Source organism: Ruegeria sp. (assembly GCF_965221235.1).
Lineage (GTDB): Bacteria > Pseudomonadota > Alphaproteobacteria > Rhodobacterales > Rhodobacteraceae > Ruegeria.
This window is the reverse complement of the sequence record NZ_CBDCRS010000004.1, coordinates 1,120,193-1,137,137: the sequence shown is the minus strand read 5'-3', so window position 1 is coordinate 1,137,137 and position 16,945 is coordinate 1,120,193. Positions and strand designations below refer to the sequence as shown.

The 16,945-nt window shown below is 58.2% G+C and carries 15 protein-coding genes; 10 read left to right on the top strand and 5 right to left on the bottom strand.

The annotated features are described in order from the left end of the window. Window positions 1–41: 41 nt before the first annotated feature. The 7 genes from ACOQOY_RS08715 (at window position 42) to iolB (ending at window position 7,847) form a co-directional block, all read left to right on the top strand. Window positions 42–944 carry a sugar ABC transporter substrate-binding protein gene (locus tag ACOQOY_RS08715; RefSeq protein WP_234899385.1) on the top strand — a complete coding sequence of 301 codons (903 nt, stop codon included), beginning with the start codon at window positions 42–44 and terminating at the stop codon, window positions 942–944. Window positions 945–1,025: 81 nt separating this feature from the next. After that, window positions 1,026–2,150, top strand: a complete 1,125-nt coding sequence (locus ACOQOY_RS08710; RefSeq protein ID WP_420585049.1) for an ABC transporter permease — start codon at window positions 1,026–1,028, stop codon at window positions 2,148–2,150. Between the two features lies 1 nt (window position 2,151). Further along, window positions 2,152–2,970, top strand: coding sequence for an ATP-binding cassette domain-containing protein (locus ACOQOY_RS08705; RefSeq protein WP_420585048.1), 819 nt, complete (start codon window positions 2,152–2,154; stop codon window positions 2,968–2,970). 89 nt (window positions 2,971–3,059) lie between these two features. After that, window positions 3,060–4,892 carry a 3D-(3,5/4)-trihydroxycyclohexane-1,2-dione acylhydrolase (decyclizing) gene (gene iolD / locus ACOQOY_RS08700; RefSeq protein ID WP_420585047.1) on the top strand — a complete coding sequence of 611 codons (1,833 nt, stop codon included), beginning with the start codon at window positions 3,060–3,062 and terminating at the stop codon, window positions 4,890–4,892. Further along, window positions 4,889–5,785 (top strand): myo-inosose-2 dehydratase, encoded by an 897-nt coding sequence (iolE, locus tag ACOQOY_RS08695; RefSeq protein ID WP_420585046.1) that lies wholly within the window; start codon window positions 4,889–4,891, stop codon window positions 5,783–5,785. Before iolD ends, iolE begins: the two co-directional genes overlap by 4 nt. Before the next feature lie 26 nt (window positions 5,786–5,811). Further along, window positions 5,812–6,993, top strand: a complete 1,182-nt coding sequence (locus ACOQOY_RS08690; RefSeq protein ID WP_420585045.1) for a phytanoyl-CoA dioxygenase family protein — start codon at window positions 5,812–5,814, stop codon at window positions 6,991–6,993. A gap of 47 nt (window positions 6,994–7,040) precedes the next feature. Next, entirely contained in the window at window positions 7,041–7,847 is an 807-nt protein-coding gene (gene iolB / locus ACOQOY_RS08685; protein WP_420585044.1) for a 5-deoxy-glucuronate isomerase, read from the top strand. Between the two features lie 120 nt (window positions 7,848–7,967). Here the strand turns inward: iolB and ACOQOY_RS08680 are convergent, their stop codons facing one another. The 3 genes from ACOQOY_RS08680 to ACOQOY_RS08670 are packed head-to-tail and all read right to left on the bottom strand — an operon-like array spanning window position 7,968 to window position 10,618. Then, complete coding sequence (locus tag ACOQOY_RS08680) at window positions 7,968–8,807, bottom strand: class II fructose-bisphosphate aldolase (RefSeq protein ID WP_420585043.1); 840 nt, start codon at window positions 8,805–8,807, stop codon at window positions 7,968–7,970. Then, a complete protein-coding gene (locus ACOQOY_RS08675) occupies window positions 8,804–9,640 on the bottom strand; it encodes a 5-deoxy-glucuronate isomerase (protein WP_420585042.1) in 837 nt (278 codons plus the stop codon). The genes ACOQOY_RS08680 and ACOQOY_RS08675 overlap by 4 nt, the downstream gene beginning before the upstream one ends. A gap of 9 nt (window positions 9,641–9,649) precedes the next feature. Next, the gene (locus tag ACOQOY_RS08670; RefSeq protein WP_420587226.1) at window positions 9,650–10,618 is read right to left on the bottom strand and encodes a PfkB family carbohydrate kinase; all 969 of its coding nucleotides are present in this window, start codon (window positions 10,616–10,618) and stop codon (window positions 9,650–9,652) included. 124 nt (window positions 10,619–10,742) lie between these two features. Between ACOQOY_RS08670 and ACOQOY_RS08665 the strand changes: the two genes are divergently transcribed. Continuing rightward, on the top strand, window positions 10,743–11,846 hold the full coding sequence (locus ACOQOY_RS08665; RefSeq protein WP_420585041.1) for a Gfo/Idh/MocA family protein: 1,104 nt from the start codon (window positions 10,743–10,745) through the stop codon (window positions 11,844–11,846). Window positions 11,847–11,882: 36 nt separating this feature from the next. Next, window positions 11,883–13,016: a Gfo/Idh/MocA family protein gene (locus ACOQOY_RS08660; protein WP_420585040.1), complete on the top strand. Its 1,134-nt coding sequence runs from the start codon at window positions 11,883–11,885 to the stop codon at window positions 13,014–13,016. Here ACOQOY_RS08660 and ACOQOY_RS08655 read toward each other — a convergent pair whose 3' ends face one another. Together ACOQOY_RS08655 and ACOQOY_RS08650 are read right to left on the bottom strand one after the other, a co-directional pair. Next, the gene (locus ACOQOY_RS08655; protein ID WP_420585039.1) at window positions 13,017–14,015 is read right to left on the bottom strand and encodes a LacI family DNA-binding transcriptional regulator; all 999 of its coding nucleotides are present in this window, start codon (window positions 14,013–14,015) and stop codon (window positions 13,017–13,019) included. It abuts the gene before it with no gap. Window positions 14,016–14,378: 363 nt separating this feature from the next. Further along, the gene (locus ACOQOY_RS08650; RefSeq protein WP_420585038.1) at window positions 14,379–15,383 is read right to left on the bottom strand and encodes a helix-turn-helix domain-containing protein; all 1,005 of its coding nucleotides are present in this window, start codon (window positions 15,381–15,383) and stop codon (window positions 14,379–14,381) included. A 142-nt stretch (window positions 15,384–15,525) separates the two neighbouring features. On the opposite strand from ACOQOY_RS08650, the gene ACOQOY_RS08645 reads away from it, so the two are divergent. Next, window positions 15,526–16,932 carry an amidohydrolase family protein gene (locus ACOQOY_RS08645; RefSeq protein ID WP_420585037.1) on the top strand — a complete coding sequence of 469 codons (1,407 nt, stop codon included), beginning with the start codon at window positions 15,526–15,528 and terminating at the stop codon, window positions 16,930–16,932. Window positions 16,933–16,945 lie beyond the last annotated feature (13 nt).

The following is a 16,945-nucleotide window of genomic DNA, read 5'->3' as shown; positions in this document are numbered from 1 at the left end:
AAATGAATAAGTTCGTAAAAAGCGCTCTGGCGGCCAGTGCGATGGCGCTGGCGACCGTGACCGGCGCGGCTGCGGAGGGCGAGAAGTACATTCTGGTCAGCCACGCCCCTGACAGCGACAGCTGGTGGAATACGATCAAAAACGGCATCGCTCTGGCGGGCGAGCAGATGGGGGTCGAGGTGGAATACCGTAACCCTCCGACCGGTGACCTTGCGGATATGGCGCGGATCATTGATCAGGCGGCCGCCTCCGGCCCGAATGGGATCATCACCACGCTGGCCGATCCAGACATTCTGGAAGGTCCAATCCGGGCCGCGGTGGATTCCGGTATCGACGTTATCATCATGAACACCGGCACGCCTGAGAAAGCGCGCGAAGTAGGCGCCTTGATGTATGTGGGCCAGCCTGAATATGACGCGGGCCTCGCTGCCGGTCAGCGCGCCAAGGCTGACGGCATCGGGTCGTTCCTCTGCGTGAACCACTACATCGTACAGCCATCCAGCCAAGAGCGTTGTCAGGGCTTCGCCGATGGTCTGGGCGTCGAACTGGGCGAGCAGATGATCGACGCGGGGCAGGACCCTGCCGAAATCAAGAACCGGGTTCTGGCCTATCTGTCGGCTAACCCGGACACCGACGCTGTTCTGACACTTGGCCCGACCTCGGCTGATCCGACCATTCTGGCGCTACAGGAAAACGGCATGGCCGGTGACATCTATTTCGGCACATTCGATCTGGGCGGTGAAATCGTCAAAGGCATCAAGGACGGCACCATCCAGTGGGGCATCGACCAACAGCCCTTCCTGCAAGCCTATCTGCCGGTTGTAGTTATGACCAACTACCACCGTTATGGCGTTCTGCCGGGCAACAACATCAACTCGGGCCCCGGTTTCGTAACCGCAGACGGTCTGACCAAGATCGAAGAGTTCGCGGGCGAATACCGCTGATCTTCTCAATCACAGCGGGCACCAATTCGGCGTGCCCGCTGTACCCCTAAAACTCAGAACCCCGCGCGAGGGAGGACCACGATGTCTGAGTCAGTTCAATCCACGGCAGGCGGCGACGAACGGATCAAAGAGATCTCACCACTGCGCCGCGCTCTGATCCGCCCCGAATTGGGTGGGATGGTCGGCACTGTCGCCGTATTCACCTTTTTCCTGCTATTTGCCTTTGACAGCGGCATGTTCACCGCTCAGGGGGTCATGAACTGGTCGGTCGTTTCGGCTCAGTTCATGATCATCGCTGTTGGGGCCTGCCTGCTGATGATCGCCGGTGAATTTGACCTGTCAGTCGGGTCGATGATCGGGTTTGCGGGCATGATGATTGCTATTTTCTCGGTCACGATGAGCTGGCCGGTCTGGATGGCGATCATAATCACGTTTGTCCTATGCGTCGCCATCGGAGCGCTAAACGGCTACATCGTTGTCCGCACAGGCCTGCCCAGTTTCATTGTTACGCTGGCGTTTCTGTTCATTCTGCGCGGATTCACGATTTACCTGCCGCAGACGATCGAACGTAAAACCATCATCGGCGGGATCAAGGACGCAGCCGAAGGCGATTGGCTGGCATCTATCTTTGGCGGCAAGGTCGGGCAGGGCCTGTTCGTTTGGCTGGGCGATAACGGCATAATCGAGGTTTTCGAGCGGGGATCGCGTCAGGGTCAGCCGGTGGTGGACGGCATTCCAATGCTGATCATCTGGGCCATCGTAATCATCATCTTTGGCCATGTGCTTTTGACCAAGACCAAATTCGGCAACTGGATTTTCGCCGCTGGTGGCGATGCCGAGGCAGCCCGGAACTCGGGTGTTCCGGTCAACAAAGTCAAAATCCTGATGTTCATGTTCACCGCCTTCTGCGCCACGGTTTTCGCCACCTGTCAGGTGATGGAGTTCGGATCAGCCGGTGCGGATCGTGGTCTGCTGAAGGAGTTCGAAGCGATCATTGCCGTGGTTATCGGTGGCGCATTGCTGACCGGCGGCTATGGCTCGGTCCTTGGCGCGGCGCTTGGCGCGCTGATCTTTGGTGTGGTTCAACAGGGACTGTTCTTTGCCGGCGTGGAAAGCTCTCTGTTCCGGGTGTTCCTGGGCGTGATCCTGCTGGGTGCGGTGATCCTGAACACCTATATCCGTCGCATCATCACAGGAGAACGCTGAGATGACCGAAGATACCAAGTTCCATCATGGCGACGCGCAGGATCAAAAGCCGATCATTCGGATGGTCGACATCCAGAAACACTTTGGCTCGGTGATTGCGCTTGCGGGGGTCAGCTTTGATCTGAAACCGGGCGAATGTCACTGCCTTCTGGGCGACAATGGTGCTGGCAAGTCGACCTTCATCAAGACCATGTCCGGTGTGCATAAGCCAACCGCAGGCGAGATATTCTTCGAAGAAAAGCCGATGCATTTCGAAGACCCGCGCGATGCAATTTCCGCCGGGATCGCAACGGTCCACCAGCATCTGGCCATGATCCCGCTGATGAGCGTCAGCCGCAATTTCTTCATGGGCAATGAACCGACCCGCAAAGTGGCCGGTATCAACTTCTTCGACAAAAAGCTGGCCGATGAGATCACCATGGAAGAGATGCGCAAGATGGGCATCAACCTGCGTGGTCCGGATCAGGCCGTTGGCACATTGTCTGGGGGTGAGCGTCAGACGGTGGCCATTGCGCGGGCTGTGCATTTCGGAGCAAAGATCCTGATCCTGGACGAGCCGACCTCGGCCCTTGGTGTGCGTCAGACCTCGAATGTTCTGGCGACCATCGACAAGGTGCGCAGTCAGGGCGTGGGCGTTGTGTTCATCAGCCACAACGTGCGTCATGCGCTGGCCGTGGGGGACCGCTTTACCGTTCTTAACCGGGGTCAGACTCTGGGTACTGCCAGACGGGGTGAGATCACGCCGGAAGAGTTGCAGGACCTGATGGCAGGTGGGCAGGAACTGGCTCAGCTGGAAGGCTCACTGGGCGGAACGGTTTAACGCCGTTCCCCCAATCCTGGGCTCAAGCACCCAACATTTAACGAAAATTCTGGAATGGCCAAATTGGCCTTGTGTTGAAAGGGATCACAATGGGCAAAACAGTCCGACTGACCGCAGCGCAAGCTTTGGTGCGCTATGTGGGCGCGCAGATGAACGAGGCCGGAGAGCCTTTTATCGCCGGTGTCTGGGCCATTTTCGGCCATGGCAACGTGGCCGGGTTGGGTGAGGCGTTGCATGCCGTCAAGGACAGCCTGCCCACTTATCGCGGTCATAACGAGCAGACCATGGCCCATTGTGCGATTGCCTATGCCAAACAGATGCGGCGGACGCGGGCGATGGCGGTGACGTCGTCCATCGGGCCGGGCGCGACCAACATGGTTACGGCGGCGGCTCTGGCGCATGTGAACCGTTTGCCGGTTCTGCTGCTGCCCGGCGATGTGTTTGCAACGCGCGGCCCGGACCCGGTGTTGCAGCAGATTGAGGATTTTGGCGACGGCACTGTCAGCGCCAATGACTGTTTCCGCCCGGTCAGCCGCTACTATGACCGTATCTCGCGCCCCGAGCACCTATTGACGGCACTACCGCGCGCCTTCCGCACCATGACGGACCCTGCTGATTGTGGGCCGGTGACGCTGGCCTTCTGTCAGGACGTGCAGGCCGAGGCTTATGACTATCCCGAAAGCTTCTTTGAGCCGCGCGTCTGGTATCAACGCCGCATTCGCCCGGATGAGGGCGAACTGGCCCGCGCGGTTGCCGCGATCAAATCGGCCAAACGTCCGGTGATCGTCGCCGGGGGCGGTGTGCATTACTCGGGCGCGACCGACGCGTTGCAGAGCTTTGTGGAAACGCACAACATTCCAATCACCGAGACACAGGCAGGCAAGTCATCTCTGGCGTGGGATCATCCGCTGAACCTCGGCCCTATTGGGGTGACCGGCGGTGAGCCCGCCAATGACATCTGCGCCGAGGCTGATCTGGTCTTGGCGGTCGGCACACGGTTGCAGGATTTCACTACCGGCTCGTGGGGTCTGTTCTCGAACCCCGAACGCGAGACGGTGTGCCTGAACACCGCTGCCTATGACGCCGAGAAACATGGCGCGATGCCCCTGCAATCCGATGCGCGCGTCGGGTTAGAGGAACTGGGCGTTGCCTTGCAAGGCCACCGCGCGGATTCTGTTGCCGACACGCTCAAGGCTGAATGGTTTGGCAAGGTCGACAAGCTGACCGACGCGCCGGGTGACGGTAACGCGCTGCCAACCGACATGCAGGTCGTGGGCGCAGTCCAGCGCGCCTCGCATGACGATACGGTGGTGATGTGCGCGGCGGGCACCATGCCGGGTGAGCTGCACAAGCTGTGGAAAGCGCCCCGACCGGGCGCCTATCACATGGAGTACGGCTTTAGCTGCATGGGATATGAGATCGCCGGAGCCATGGGCATCAAGATGGCCCAGCCCGAGCGGGACGTGATCTGCTTTACCGGCGACGGCACCTATATGATGGCGAACTCGGAAATGGCGACCGCTGCGATGATGGGTGTATCCTTCACCGTCGTGATCACCGATAACCGCGGTTTTGGCTGTATCAACCGTTTGCAGATGGGCACCGGCGGGGCCGAGTTTAACAACCTGCTGGATCACGCGGTGCATGAAACGCCCTCGGCCATTGATTTTGCCGCCCACGCGGCGGCGATGGGGGCGACCTCGGTTAAGGTCAGTTCGATTGCGGAATTGGAAGATGCCTTGGCCAAACGTGCCGACATTAAAGGGCCTTACGTGGTGGTCATCGACACCGATCCGTACCCGTCCACCGAATATGGCGGCACATGGTGGGAGGTCGCGGTGCCCGAGGTCTCAATCCGCCCAGAAGTTACCGAAAAACGCGCGGCCTATGAAGTTGCGATCAAAGAAAGAAATACGAAATGAGCTTGAAGATCGGCATCTCTCCGATTGCCTGGCAGAATGACGATCTGCCCGACCTGACGGCGGCCTATACCATGGAGCAAGCGCTGAAAGAGGCGCGCGAGATTGGTTACACCGGTGTCGAACGCGGCCAGCGGATGCCTGGCGACACCGAAGGTTTGCGCGCCTATCTGGACGGGAATGACATCTCGCTCTGTGGTGGATGGTGTTCCGGCGCGTCACTGGTCAACGACTTCGCGACGGAACGTGAGGCGGTGCGTGAACAGGTTGAGCAATTCGTGGCGCTGAACAGCCCGTGCATTGTCTACGCCGAATGCTCAAACACCGTTCAGGGGCAGATCGGAACGCCGGTTAATCACCGACCGAAACTGTCCAGGGATGAGGTGCTGGCCTACGCGGCCAAGATCACCGAACTTGCAAAATGGATGGCCGATCAGGGCATGCCGATGGCCTATCACCACCACATGGGCACGATCATCGAAAGCGAAGATGACGTGAATTGGCTGATGGAGGGTTCGGGCCCTGAGGTCGGCCTGTGTTTCGACACAGGCCATCTGCTGTTCGGCGGCGGCGACGTGATGGCAACCTTGAACCGTTGGGGCGACCGTGTGCATCATGTGCATTTCAAGGATATCCGCCCGGCAGTGGTGCAGGACGTGCGGGAAAACAACCGCAGCTTTCTGGATGCAGTGATTGCCGGTGCCTTCACGGTTCCGGGAGACGGCTGCATTGATTTTCAGGCTGTTGCGAATGCGCTTAAAGCCATGGACTACAGCGGTTGGATCGTGGTCGAGGCCGAACAGGACCCGGTCAAGGCACCGCCTTATGAGTATTCCAAGATGGGCTATGACCACATTGTCGATGTCTGTGAGGTTGCTGGGTTGGACATCAACTGACGCAGAAGCCGGGGAAAGGTAGGAAGATGAGCGGCAGAGGCCAAAAGTCTTTTGGGTTTCATAGCACGAACTCCATCGACCTCGAGGCTCTGAAAAGCTTGACGGCGTCCTCGGTTCCGACCGGGCAAATGCCGTTTGCCGCCCGCGTGGAAAAACACGTACCAATCTACGACGTTGCAGCGCTGACTTCGGTTCTTTCCGATCCGGAGAAGCGCCCGGACCTTTTGTCCGAGTGGGCACTGGTGCTGGGGCGGTTGGCCGGCGTGATCGTCCTGAAAGGGGCGTATGCGGACACAACCGTGATTGATCGGGCGACCGAGGTCTTCCGGCAGATAATCACCGAGGAACGCCAAAGCAGCGCGGGTGAGGGCGACCATTTTGCCGCCTCGGGTGCCAATGACCGGATTTGGAACGCGCTGCAAAAACAGTGCCTGCGCGACCCCGAGGGGTTTGCGCTGTATTTCAGTAATATCGCGGTTGCAGCAGTCTGCGAAGCATGGCTTGGCCCGAATTATCAGATGACTGCGCAGGTCAATCAGGTGCGGCCCGGCGGCAAAGCACAGCAGGCGCATCGGGATTATCATCTGGGATTTCAAAGCGCCGAAAGCGCCGCCCGCTACCCCGCCCATGCGCACCACCTGACAGCGGCGCTGACCCTGCAAGGGGCCGTGGCACATTGCGATATGCCGGTGGAAAGCGGGCCTACGAAACTGTTGCCCTATTCGCAGCTTTACGATCCGGGATATCTCGCGTTTCACGATGTGGATCACCGGGACTTTTTTGAAGAAGCCTGTATCCAGCTGCCGCTGAACAAAGGCGACGCGCTGTTTTTTAACCCGGCCCTATTCCATGCAGCGGGTGAGAACAGCAGTGCTGATATCGACCGCATGGCGAACCTGTTGCAGATCTCCTCGGCATTTGGGCGCGCGATGGAGACGGTCGACCGGCACGCAATGTCTGTGGCCGTCTTCCCATCCCTCATTGCCCTAAAAAACAGCGACAACCTGACAGCAGCAGAGCTGGACGCGGCCATTGCAGCCACGGCCGAAGGCTATCCCTTCCCAACCAATCTGGACACGGACCCTCCAGTTGGGGGGAACGCGCCGGAAAGTCAGGCGGATATCCTGCGCCGGGCGGTCGGTGCAGGCTGGACCAAAGCGCAACTGGCCGGGGAACTCTCGGCCCTGCGTCACAGGCAAGAGGCCTGAAACAAGACCCGGACGGTTGATGCAGCCGCCCAAAAAAGGAGACCAGAATGGCAGACTTGCTCAAGAAACCCTTCGGCACGCGCGGCAAGGTTCACGACATCACGCCGGCAAGCGCCGGGTGGCGATATGTCGGGTTTGGCCTCTATCACCTGAGGGCCGGTGACATGGCGGCTGAGGCCACAGGGGACCGTGAGGTCATTCTGGTCATGGTCGAAGGCAAGGCGCAGATCACCGGTGCCGGGCAGGATTGGGGCGTTCTTGGCGATCGGATGAATGTGTTTGAGAAAACTCCGCCGCATTGCCTTTACCTGCCCAATGGTACTGATTGGGAAGCGGTGGCCGAAACCGATTGCGTTGTCGCGGTCTGCTCGGCACCGGGTAAAGGCGGGCATCAGGCCCGGCGTATCGGCCCGGATGGCATCACCCTGACCGAGCGTGGCAAGGGCGTGAACACGCGCTATATCAACAATATCGCGATGGAAAACGAGGACTATGCCGACAGCCTGCTGGTGACCGAGGTGTTCACGCCAAACGGTCACTGGTCCTCTTACCCCAGCCACCGACATGACGAGGATGACTACCCCCGTATCACCTATTTGGAAGAGACCTATTACCACCGTCTGAATCCTGCCAACGGCTTTGGAATCCAACGGGTCTATACCGATGACGGTCAGTTGGACGAGACGATGGCTGTGTCCGATGGCGATGTCGTGACCGTCCCACGTGGCCACCACCCCTGCGGCGCGCCTTATGGGTTTGAAATGTACTACCTGAACGTCATGGCCGGTCCTTTGCGGAAATGGCGCTTTGTCCCGGCCCCCGAGGTCGAATGGATCATGGAGCGGGACGGATGACCCGAGCCTGCGCACGCTTTTGCGGCCCAAGGGGCCAAGGCAGGCCTTTTGGATGGCAACGCCGCAACGTGCAGCACCAGAAACTTCATGGTCGAAGGGGGCTCGATTCAGGCGCGTCAGCTATCGTTGCGGCGGCGCGCCAAAGGCCCGCAGGACGATGCGCGCGGCGGCTTCGACAGGGTCGTGTGTCTCTTTCAGGATCGTAACGCGATCAAACCTGTCAGGGTCGCTGTTCACCGCCTCGCGCAGCGCAGCGCCGAACGCCATGCGCAGTTCGGTTCCGATGTTGAACTTGCAGATGGAAGTCTCGCGGGCGAGGCGCGCGCGCTGCTCGACCGGCACGCCTGAGCCGCCGTGGATGACCAGAGGCACGTCTGTCTCGGCGTCGATCAGGGCGATGCGCTCTTCGTCCAGACCACCCTCTTTGTTCTGTTGCAAGTGAACATTACCGACCGAGATTGCCATCGCATCCACGCCGCTTTCTCGGGCAAATTGCGCTGCCTCGTCCGGGTCGGTTCCGTTCGAGCCTTCTCCGCCTGAATAGCCGACAAACCCGATCTCTCCCTCGCAGGAGATACCGGCCGCGTGGGCCATCTCGGCGATTGCGGCGGTCTCGTCTATGTTCTGTTGCAAGGGCTTGCGCGACCCGTCGAACATGAGCGAGGTAAAGCCGCTGTCCAACGCGATCTTGCAGTCTTCAAACGTATAGCCATGGTCCAGATGGGCGACCACAGGGACCGAGGCATTCTCGGCCAGATGGCGAAACATTTTGCCCAGAACGGGCAGGGGAGTGTGCTCGCGACAGCTCGGTCCGGCTTGCAGGATCAGAGGTGCGTTTTCCGCCTCGGCGGCGGCAACGTAGGCGCGCATGTCTTCCCAACCGAGGGTCACCAGCCCGCCCACGGCATAGCCTTGCTCATACGCCGGTTGCAGGACATCTTTCAGTGTGACGAGAGTCATTTGAACTTCGCGATCATGTCTTTGATGCCCGGGATCGTCTCGATCTGGTAGGCGTGAGTAGGCTGAAAATACTGCACCAGCGACCGCTGGCTGAGACCGCCGAGGATGGTGAAATAGTACATCTCGTACCCCGGCAACACGCAGCAAGGATGATAGCCCTTGTCGATGCAGATCGTTGAGCCATTAACGATGTGATAGGCATCCCCCGGTTCGTTATCCTCTCGCTGTAACATTTGCAGGCCCGAGCCCCAATTGGGTTTGAAACGGAAGTTATAGGTCTCGTCGTGGCGCGATTCATCCGGCAGACGGGTGGTATCGTGCTTGTGGCTGGGGAATCCCGACCAGCCACCTTGTCCAACGGTGAACAGCTCGCTGACCAGCAGGCGGCCCACTTTGTCATGCTGTTTCTGGCCGAGGATATGCTTGATCTTGCGATGGGTTTTGGTGTCGTCGCTGCCATATTGCACAAGGTCATGTTCACGTACATCGAACGGGTCCAGCACCTTGTCATATTTGGCCCCGGCGATGAACACCTCGGTTTCATCCGAGACGCAGACCAGTTGCGCCTTGGCGCCGACCGGCACGTAGACGCCTTCGGGCTCGCCATCCCAGACATCTTCGCCCCGATTGCCCAAATTGGGGAACGCGGCCCCTTCCACGTCCACATCAACGCTGCCGGTGGCAGGGACGATGCAGGTTTCGTACCCCGGTACCTGGTATTCAAACGCCTCACCCTTTTTCAGTTTGACGATGTTGAAATAGTTCAACGGCACGGTCGGGTCATCGGCATCGACGATGGGTTTGTTCTGATTGTCAAAGGGCGCGATGTGCATGGGAAACTCCTATGTGGTCGGGCCGGGGTGATTGGCAAGAAACGCGTCCAGTTCCGGGGTGGTCGGCATTGCACCCGCGCATCCGGGTTGGGACACCACGATCGAAGCGCAGGCCGAGCCACGCATGACCGCATCGCGCAGCGAATGCCCCGCCGCGACTGAGGCCAGCAGACCCGCCATGAAACTGTCGCCCGCACCGTTTGGTTTGACGGCAGTCACAGGGTAAATCCCGGTGTGGATTTCATCACCATCCGCCAGAGTGACCGCACCTTTCTCACCCATCTTGTAGATGACGATCCGGCCCGGTTTTTCAGCCAGCTCCTTGGCTTTGGCGAAGCCTTTGTCGATACCACCGGCCATGAACCCAAACTCCTCATCGTTGCCGACGATCAGGTCACTGGCTTCCCCGGCGCGAGACAGCACCTCGGCGGCCACGTCTGGCGAAGGCCAGCTATACGGGCGGTAGTCGATGTCAAAGATAATTGGCAGACCAGCGGCTCGGGCATTGTCAAAAGCGCGGAACGTGGCGCTGCGCGAGGGTTCGGCGGCGAACACAGTACCGGCTGAGATCACCGCCGAAAACCCTGTGAAATCGACCCTGTCCATATCCTCTTCGGTAACCTGAAAATCGACAGCGCCGTTGCGATAGATGACGTTCTGAAAATTCTCGATACAGCTTTCGTAAACCGCCAGAGACATGCGGTATTCGCCACCCAGAACGCGGATATAGGACGTATCCACGCCGTAGTCGCGCAGCCGGTTTAGGCAAAACCGGCCTACCGCGTCGTCCGAAACCGAGGTGATCAGCGACGCCTGAGAGCCCAGCTTGACCAGACCTGCGCAGGTATTCGCAGATGAACCGCCCAGATCGGCGCGAAACGTGTCGGCATCCTCGCTTTTGACGCCGATAGGGTCGGCGTACATGTCCATACCCGCGCGGCCCAGCACGGCAAAGCGGTTCCCTTTGATACCGTCCATCAAAGCGCTCACGTCATGTCCTCCGGCAAAGTTGGGTGGGCAAAGTTTGGACCTTGCCTTGAATCGATTCACACGATACTGATTTTGCAACCGGTTGCAAATAGTATGTTCGGAGCCGTGACAGATGCCTGAAATCGGAATTGGAATCGTCGGTGGCGGCTATATGGGCAAGGCACATTCTGTTGCCATGTCCGCTGTAGGGGCTGTGTTCAATACGGCGCTAAGACCACGGCTTGAGGTGATCTGCGCTTCGACCCTTGAAAGCGCCGAGCGCTATCGGGAGGCGTATGGCTTCAAGCGCGCGACCGAGGATTGGCTGGCGCTGGTCAATGACCCGGCGGTCGAAGCTGTGGTCATCGCGTCGCCGCAGGAAACCCACCGTCAAATTGCCGAGGCTGCCTTTGCTTTGGGCAAGCCAGTGCTGTGCGAAAAACCTCTGGGTGCGTCGATGGAGGATGGCGCGGCCATGGTCGCCGCAGCCGAGGCGGCAGGTGTCACCAATATGGTCGGGTTCAACTATGTCCGCACGCCCGCCACACAATTTGCGCGCAAGCTGATCGCGGATGGTGAGTTAGGTGAGATCACCTGGTTCCGGGGTGAGCATACCGAGGACTTTTATGCCGACCCCGACGCCCCGGCCACATGGCGCACCACGGGTATGGCAAACGGCACCATCGGCGATTTGGCCCCACATATGGTTAACGGAGCTTTGGCCTTGATTGGCCCGATCAAGGCCGTCATGGCCGAAGTTGAAACCGTTCACGAAACCCGCCCCGGCGGCAAGGTTACCAACGATGACCATGCCCAGATCATGTGCCGGTTCGAAAGCGGTGCGATGGGCAATATCTATGTCAGCCGCATCTCGACAGGGCGAAAAATGGGCTACGCCTATGAGATTTCGGGCACTAAAGGCGCGTTGCGGTTCGATCAGGAGGATCAGAACGCCCTGTGGTTCTATCGCCGCGAAGGCCCAGAGGCGCAGCGTGGGTTTACCAAAATCCTCACTGGCCCGGCGCATCCGGACTACGAACCCTTTTGTCAGGGTCCGGGCCACGGCACCGGGTATCAGGACCAGATCATCATTGAGGCCAAGGATTTCCTTGAATCCATCCATACCGGTCAACCGATCTGGCCAACCTTTCGCGACGGGCATGAGGTCAACCGGGTGCTGGCCGCGGCATTGGCCTCATCCGAGCGCCAGACATGGCAAAACACGCGCGATTTCTGATCGCTCAACGACACATTTTGAAGAGAGACCAAGACCATGGCAAAGCTGAAATGGGGCATGATCGGCGGTGGCGAAGGCAGCCAGATCGGACCCGCCCACCGATTGGGGGCGTTGGCAGACGGGATGTTTGAATTCGCCGCAGGCGCGCTGGATCATCGCCCGGATGTAGGTCGCGAATATGCGCAGCGGCTCGGCGTGGCGGCTGATCGCGCCTATGGAGACTGGCAGGAAATGCTGGCCGGTGAAAAGGACCGTGCCGACCGGATTGATCTGGTGACGATCGCCACGCCGAATTCTACTCATTTTGAGATTGCCAAGGCGTTTCTGGAAGACGGGTTCAATGTGCTGTGTGAAAAGCCCATGACCATGACGGTAGAAGAGGGCGAAGAGATCGTCCGTGTCGCCGAAGCCTCCGGCAAGATTTGCGCGGTGAACTACTGCTATTCGGCCTATCCGATGGTGCGCCAAGCGCGCGCGATGGTGCGTGCTGGCGATATCGGCAAGGTCCGTCTGGTGGTCACCAATTTCAGCCACGGACACCACGGAGACGCCACCGATGCCGACAACCCGCGCGTGCGCTGGCGCTATGATCCGGCGATGGCCGGTGTCTCGGGCCAGTTCGCCGATTGCGGCATCCACGCGCTGCACATGGCCAGTTTCATTTGCGATGATGAGGTGAAGTCCCTGTCCGCCGACATGGCCTCGACCATCTCCAGCCGCGAGTTGGAAGACGACGCGATGGTGAATTTCCGAATGGAGCGCGGCACAGTGGGCCGTCTGTGGACCTCATCCGTGGCTATTGGGCGACAGCATGGGTTCGACATTCAGGTGTTCGGGGAAACCGGTGGTCTGCGCTGGGCCTCGGAACAGCCGAACCAGTTGATCTATACACCCGTCGGCGGGCGCACTCAGATCATCGAGAAAGGCGAGGGCGGTCTGCACGATGAGGTGCAGCGGCTGTCTCGTGTGGCGATTGCGCATCCCGAAGGCTTCCCGTTGGCCGTAGCCAATATCTATTGCGATTTGGCGGATGCAATCAGGGGGAAAACCCGTGATGGCCTGCCCGGTGCTGCGGATGGTGTCCGGTCGATTGCCGCCGTTCATGCAGCAGTCGCGTCCGGCAAAGAGGACGGTGCCTGGAAAGACGCCCGCCCGCCGATGTTCCGGTAGTCAGGGGCGGGGCCGTAATGTGCCCCGCTCAATCACCCGGCAGGGGAAAATCCGCGCCTCAGGATAGCGTTTGGGGTCTTTCAGCATCTCTTCGACCAGATCGACGGATGAGGTTATGATCTGCTTGATGGGCTGATGAATGGTAGTCAGATCAATGCTCTCCCACCGTGCCATCTCCATATCGTTCAGGCCGATGATACCGATATCCGCACCGGGCTTCAGCCCGTGGTCGCGCAGGGCCGACAGCGCACCGATCGACAGGATGTCATCGCCACAAAAATACCCGTCGGCTGGGTTGTCGGCCAGCAGGCGCAGCATCTCGGCGCGCCCGGCCTCAAAGGAATAGTTGCTGGCAAAGGAATGCGACGTCACCACATCCGGTTGCTTTTCGACCTCTTCCATGAATCCCCTATACCGGTCCATGGCCGAGGTCGCATTCTGCGGCCCGCCCATATACCCAACGTGGCTGTATCCGCGTGCCAGTAGCTCTCGGGCGGCCATGCGCCCGCATTCAACGTTGTCGATTCCGACGACGTGAACCTCGGGCGAGGTGGCCGAGCGGCCAAACGTATGCACCACCGGCACGCCCGCATCATGGAACGCCTTTGCAAAACTGGGCGGCAGGGTCGACGATGCCACAATCGCGGCGTCCACGGAATACTGCCGCAGCATCCTTACCGAATTGGCGGGCTCGGTCTCATCGGTCAGGTTCACGATGAGCGGACGTAGCCCGCGTTCCTGCAAGGCGCGGGTGAATTGGTCAAAAACCTCAAGGAAAATCGGGTTGTGGAAGTTGTTCGAGATCAGCCCGATCAGTTTGGTCCGCCCGGTGGTCAGTGATGAGGCCAGAGCGTTCGGGCTGTACCCCAGTTCTTTCGCGGCCTTCTCAACCTTGCTGCGGGTTTTGGCCGAAACCGACGCGCCCTCGGTAAAGGTGCGGGACACCGCCGAACGGGAAACCCCGGCCAGCGCAGCAACGTCTTTCAGGGTAACACTCATGGCAGGGTCCAACGGATTGGCGAAAAGCATTCGGGCAGAGTCATGCGGGCAATATTACGCATCATTGCATGAAACTTGCAATCGGTTGCAAAATGTCACTTTCGAGTTAAGCGGCGGTCGCGAGGTAGATGTTAAAGACTGAACGAATGGTGGTTATTGAAGTCACGGGCTCCCAATATCTTTGGTGTGAGCCGAGCTCACTATCTCACTCCGCGCGAGCAGAAATGTGTTCTTTGCAATTGCGTCAACCAGCACCTCCCATAGAGATGCCAAGTGTTGTCAGCGGCTTGAAGGTCGCGCGGTCTGATTTGCGACCGATTCCGGGGCAGCAGTGGACGTCCAATCCGAGTATTGTCACCGAATTTACGAACCAACACGGAACTTGGTCGGTGTCATTCCAGTCTGGCCGCGAAAAAAGCGAGTGAAATGGGACTTGTCGGAGTAGCCGAGCATCAGACCAATCTCTGCAATTGTCATCTTGTCTTCTCTGAGGTGCTCTTTGGCGACATCGACACGCAGTCGTTTGATCTCGCGGGGCAGCGTTGTGCCTTGCCGCTGAAGCGCCTTCAGAAACCTTTCCTGCTGTATTCCCAGCAGGCCAGACACCACCTCAGGCCCCAATTCTGCTTCATCCAGTTTTTCGCGTAAAACAGATCGCAAAGCGGCCACCACGGTCACTTCTTCATCTTGCCGGGTCGGGGCAACGGGCGTGGCAGAGCCCTGTGTGTCATGGTGCAAAAACAACCATTCCACAGGAAAACTGATTTGCATTCCGGGATCAGTCCCAAGGCCAACCTCGATCCCTTTGTAGCCAATTGGCAGACCATTGATGTATCTGCTTGCCCATCGCACACGGGAAGAGTCCCACGACTCTCCAACTACGGTCTGTAAAAGTCGTACGTAGATTGCGGCTCCAAATCCGGTAACCTGAATCGGTGGGACAGTTGGTTCCTGTTGCCGTTCGATGCTGTACGTCGCTTTGTCTGCTGAAATCACAAGGCTATGCCGCACGGAATTGGACTCTTGCGGTACAAGCCCAACGAAACGGGTAAAAAACTCGAACAGCGTTTTAGTAGATTGCAGGGCTTGAGCGAACGGAGGCCATTCTTGCAGGTCAAATGTTTCTCCCACATTCAGGCCAAGATACCGATCCCCTGACAGGTCCGAGAAGGCGTTCACCAAACCGTAGACCAGCTCTGAGTGAACAAACACCGAGGGGTCGGACAGAAGCTCCGCTTTCAGGCCGACCTGATCCAAGGCTGGTTGCGGATCAATCCCACGGTCGATGAGATATTGCAGAAACGGAGCTGCTAATGCGAGGCGAATAAAGCCTTCGCTATGCTCTTGAGAGGTGGAGTTGAAAGGCAAGCACGTCACCCGTTGTAAGACTGGGAGATTTGCCCAGTGGCCACTTTTGCAATCACATTCGAACATCCTAATTTAAAAGTGGCAACCGATCCAAGGTTTTCCGAACTACAGTTGGCAAAACATGAATATGAAGGGAGTACTTATGTCCGGTCTACGAATGCCCCTTTTCTCGAAAGTAATTGCCGCTGCACTTTTTACTTTTTCGACGTCCGCGCAGGCTCAGGATCAAGAACAGCCGCAAACGCTTTTTACCAACGTGCATGTCTTCGACGGTGTGAATGAACAGCGGATCGAGAATGCCAGTGTTCTGGTTGAGGGCAACTTGATTAAGGCCGTATCAACCGATGCGATCGATGCCCCGAATGCCACGGTCATTGACGGTGGCGGCCGCACGCTAATGCCGGGTCTCATTGATGGGCACGCGCATGTGATGATCAATAACGACTTTGGCCCCGTTGAACACAACATGACGCCTTACGACATCGCTTATAACTCGGTAATCGTTATGGATCGGTTCTTACAAGACGGGTTCACGTCAGTAAGAGATATGGGAGGCCCGGCCTTCGGTCTGGCTAGGGCTATCGACAACGGCACAGTTATTGGACCAAGACTTTATCCGTCAGGTGCATTCATCTCGCAAACCTCCGGCCATGGTGATTTTCGCGATCGCGCAGACCCGGGGTACAGTCCCAATGACGCGGGTGATTTATCCAACTTTGAACGCATGGGTATTGGCACTGTCGCCGATGGTATACCTGAGGTATTGAAGGCAGTACGCCTCAATCTTCGAAATGGCGCCAGCCAGATTAAGATCATGGGTGGCGGCGGGGGGTCGTCGCGTTTCGATCCGATCGACACGACGCAATACTCAGAAGATGAAATTTGTGCAGCAGTCGAGGCCACCGCTGACTGGGGTACTTATATTGCTGCACACACGTTCAATGACCGCTCGGTAAACAGGCTTCTTGATTGCGGTGTCAAAACGTTTGAGCACGGGTTCTTTATTTCAGAAGCCACAATGAAACGGATCGCAGAAGCTGGCGCTTTTGTCGTTCCGCAGATGTGGGGCATTTCTCCTGACCTAGCCAAAAATCCGTTGATGCCGCCAGACAAGATTCCCGAAGTGAGTGCGCTGGGTAAAGAGTATGCAGACTTTGGCAGAAATCTCCTCAAAAACGGTGTGAAAGTCGTCTTTGCATCTGACTATGTAGGTAAATTTGAGGATGCCGAACGTGCCCGCCGTTACGAAATTTGGTGGCGTACTCAAACGTTTGACAGCAACTTCGAAGTGCTGAAGCAGATGACATCTATAGCAGGTGAAATGCTTGCGTTGTCTGGTCCCAGAAACCCCTATAAAGAAGGTAAACTGGGCGTAATCGAGGAAGGCGCTTACGCGGATATCATCCTCGTGGATGGCAACCCACTGGAAGATATCACTGTGATCGGTGGCAACACGGCTTGGTTTGATGCCGACCCTGAGTGGACGCCAATCGACACGATCGATGTTATTATGAAAGACGGTATCATCTACAAAGACACACTGGATTGATCCGCACAGAAGG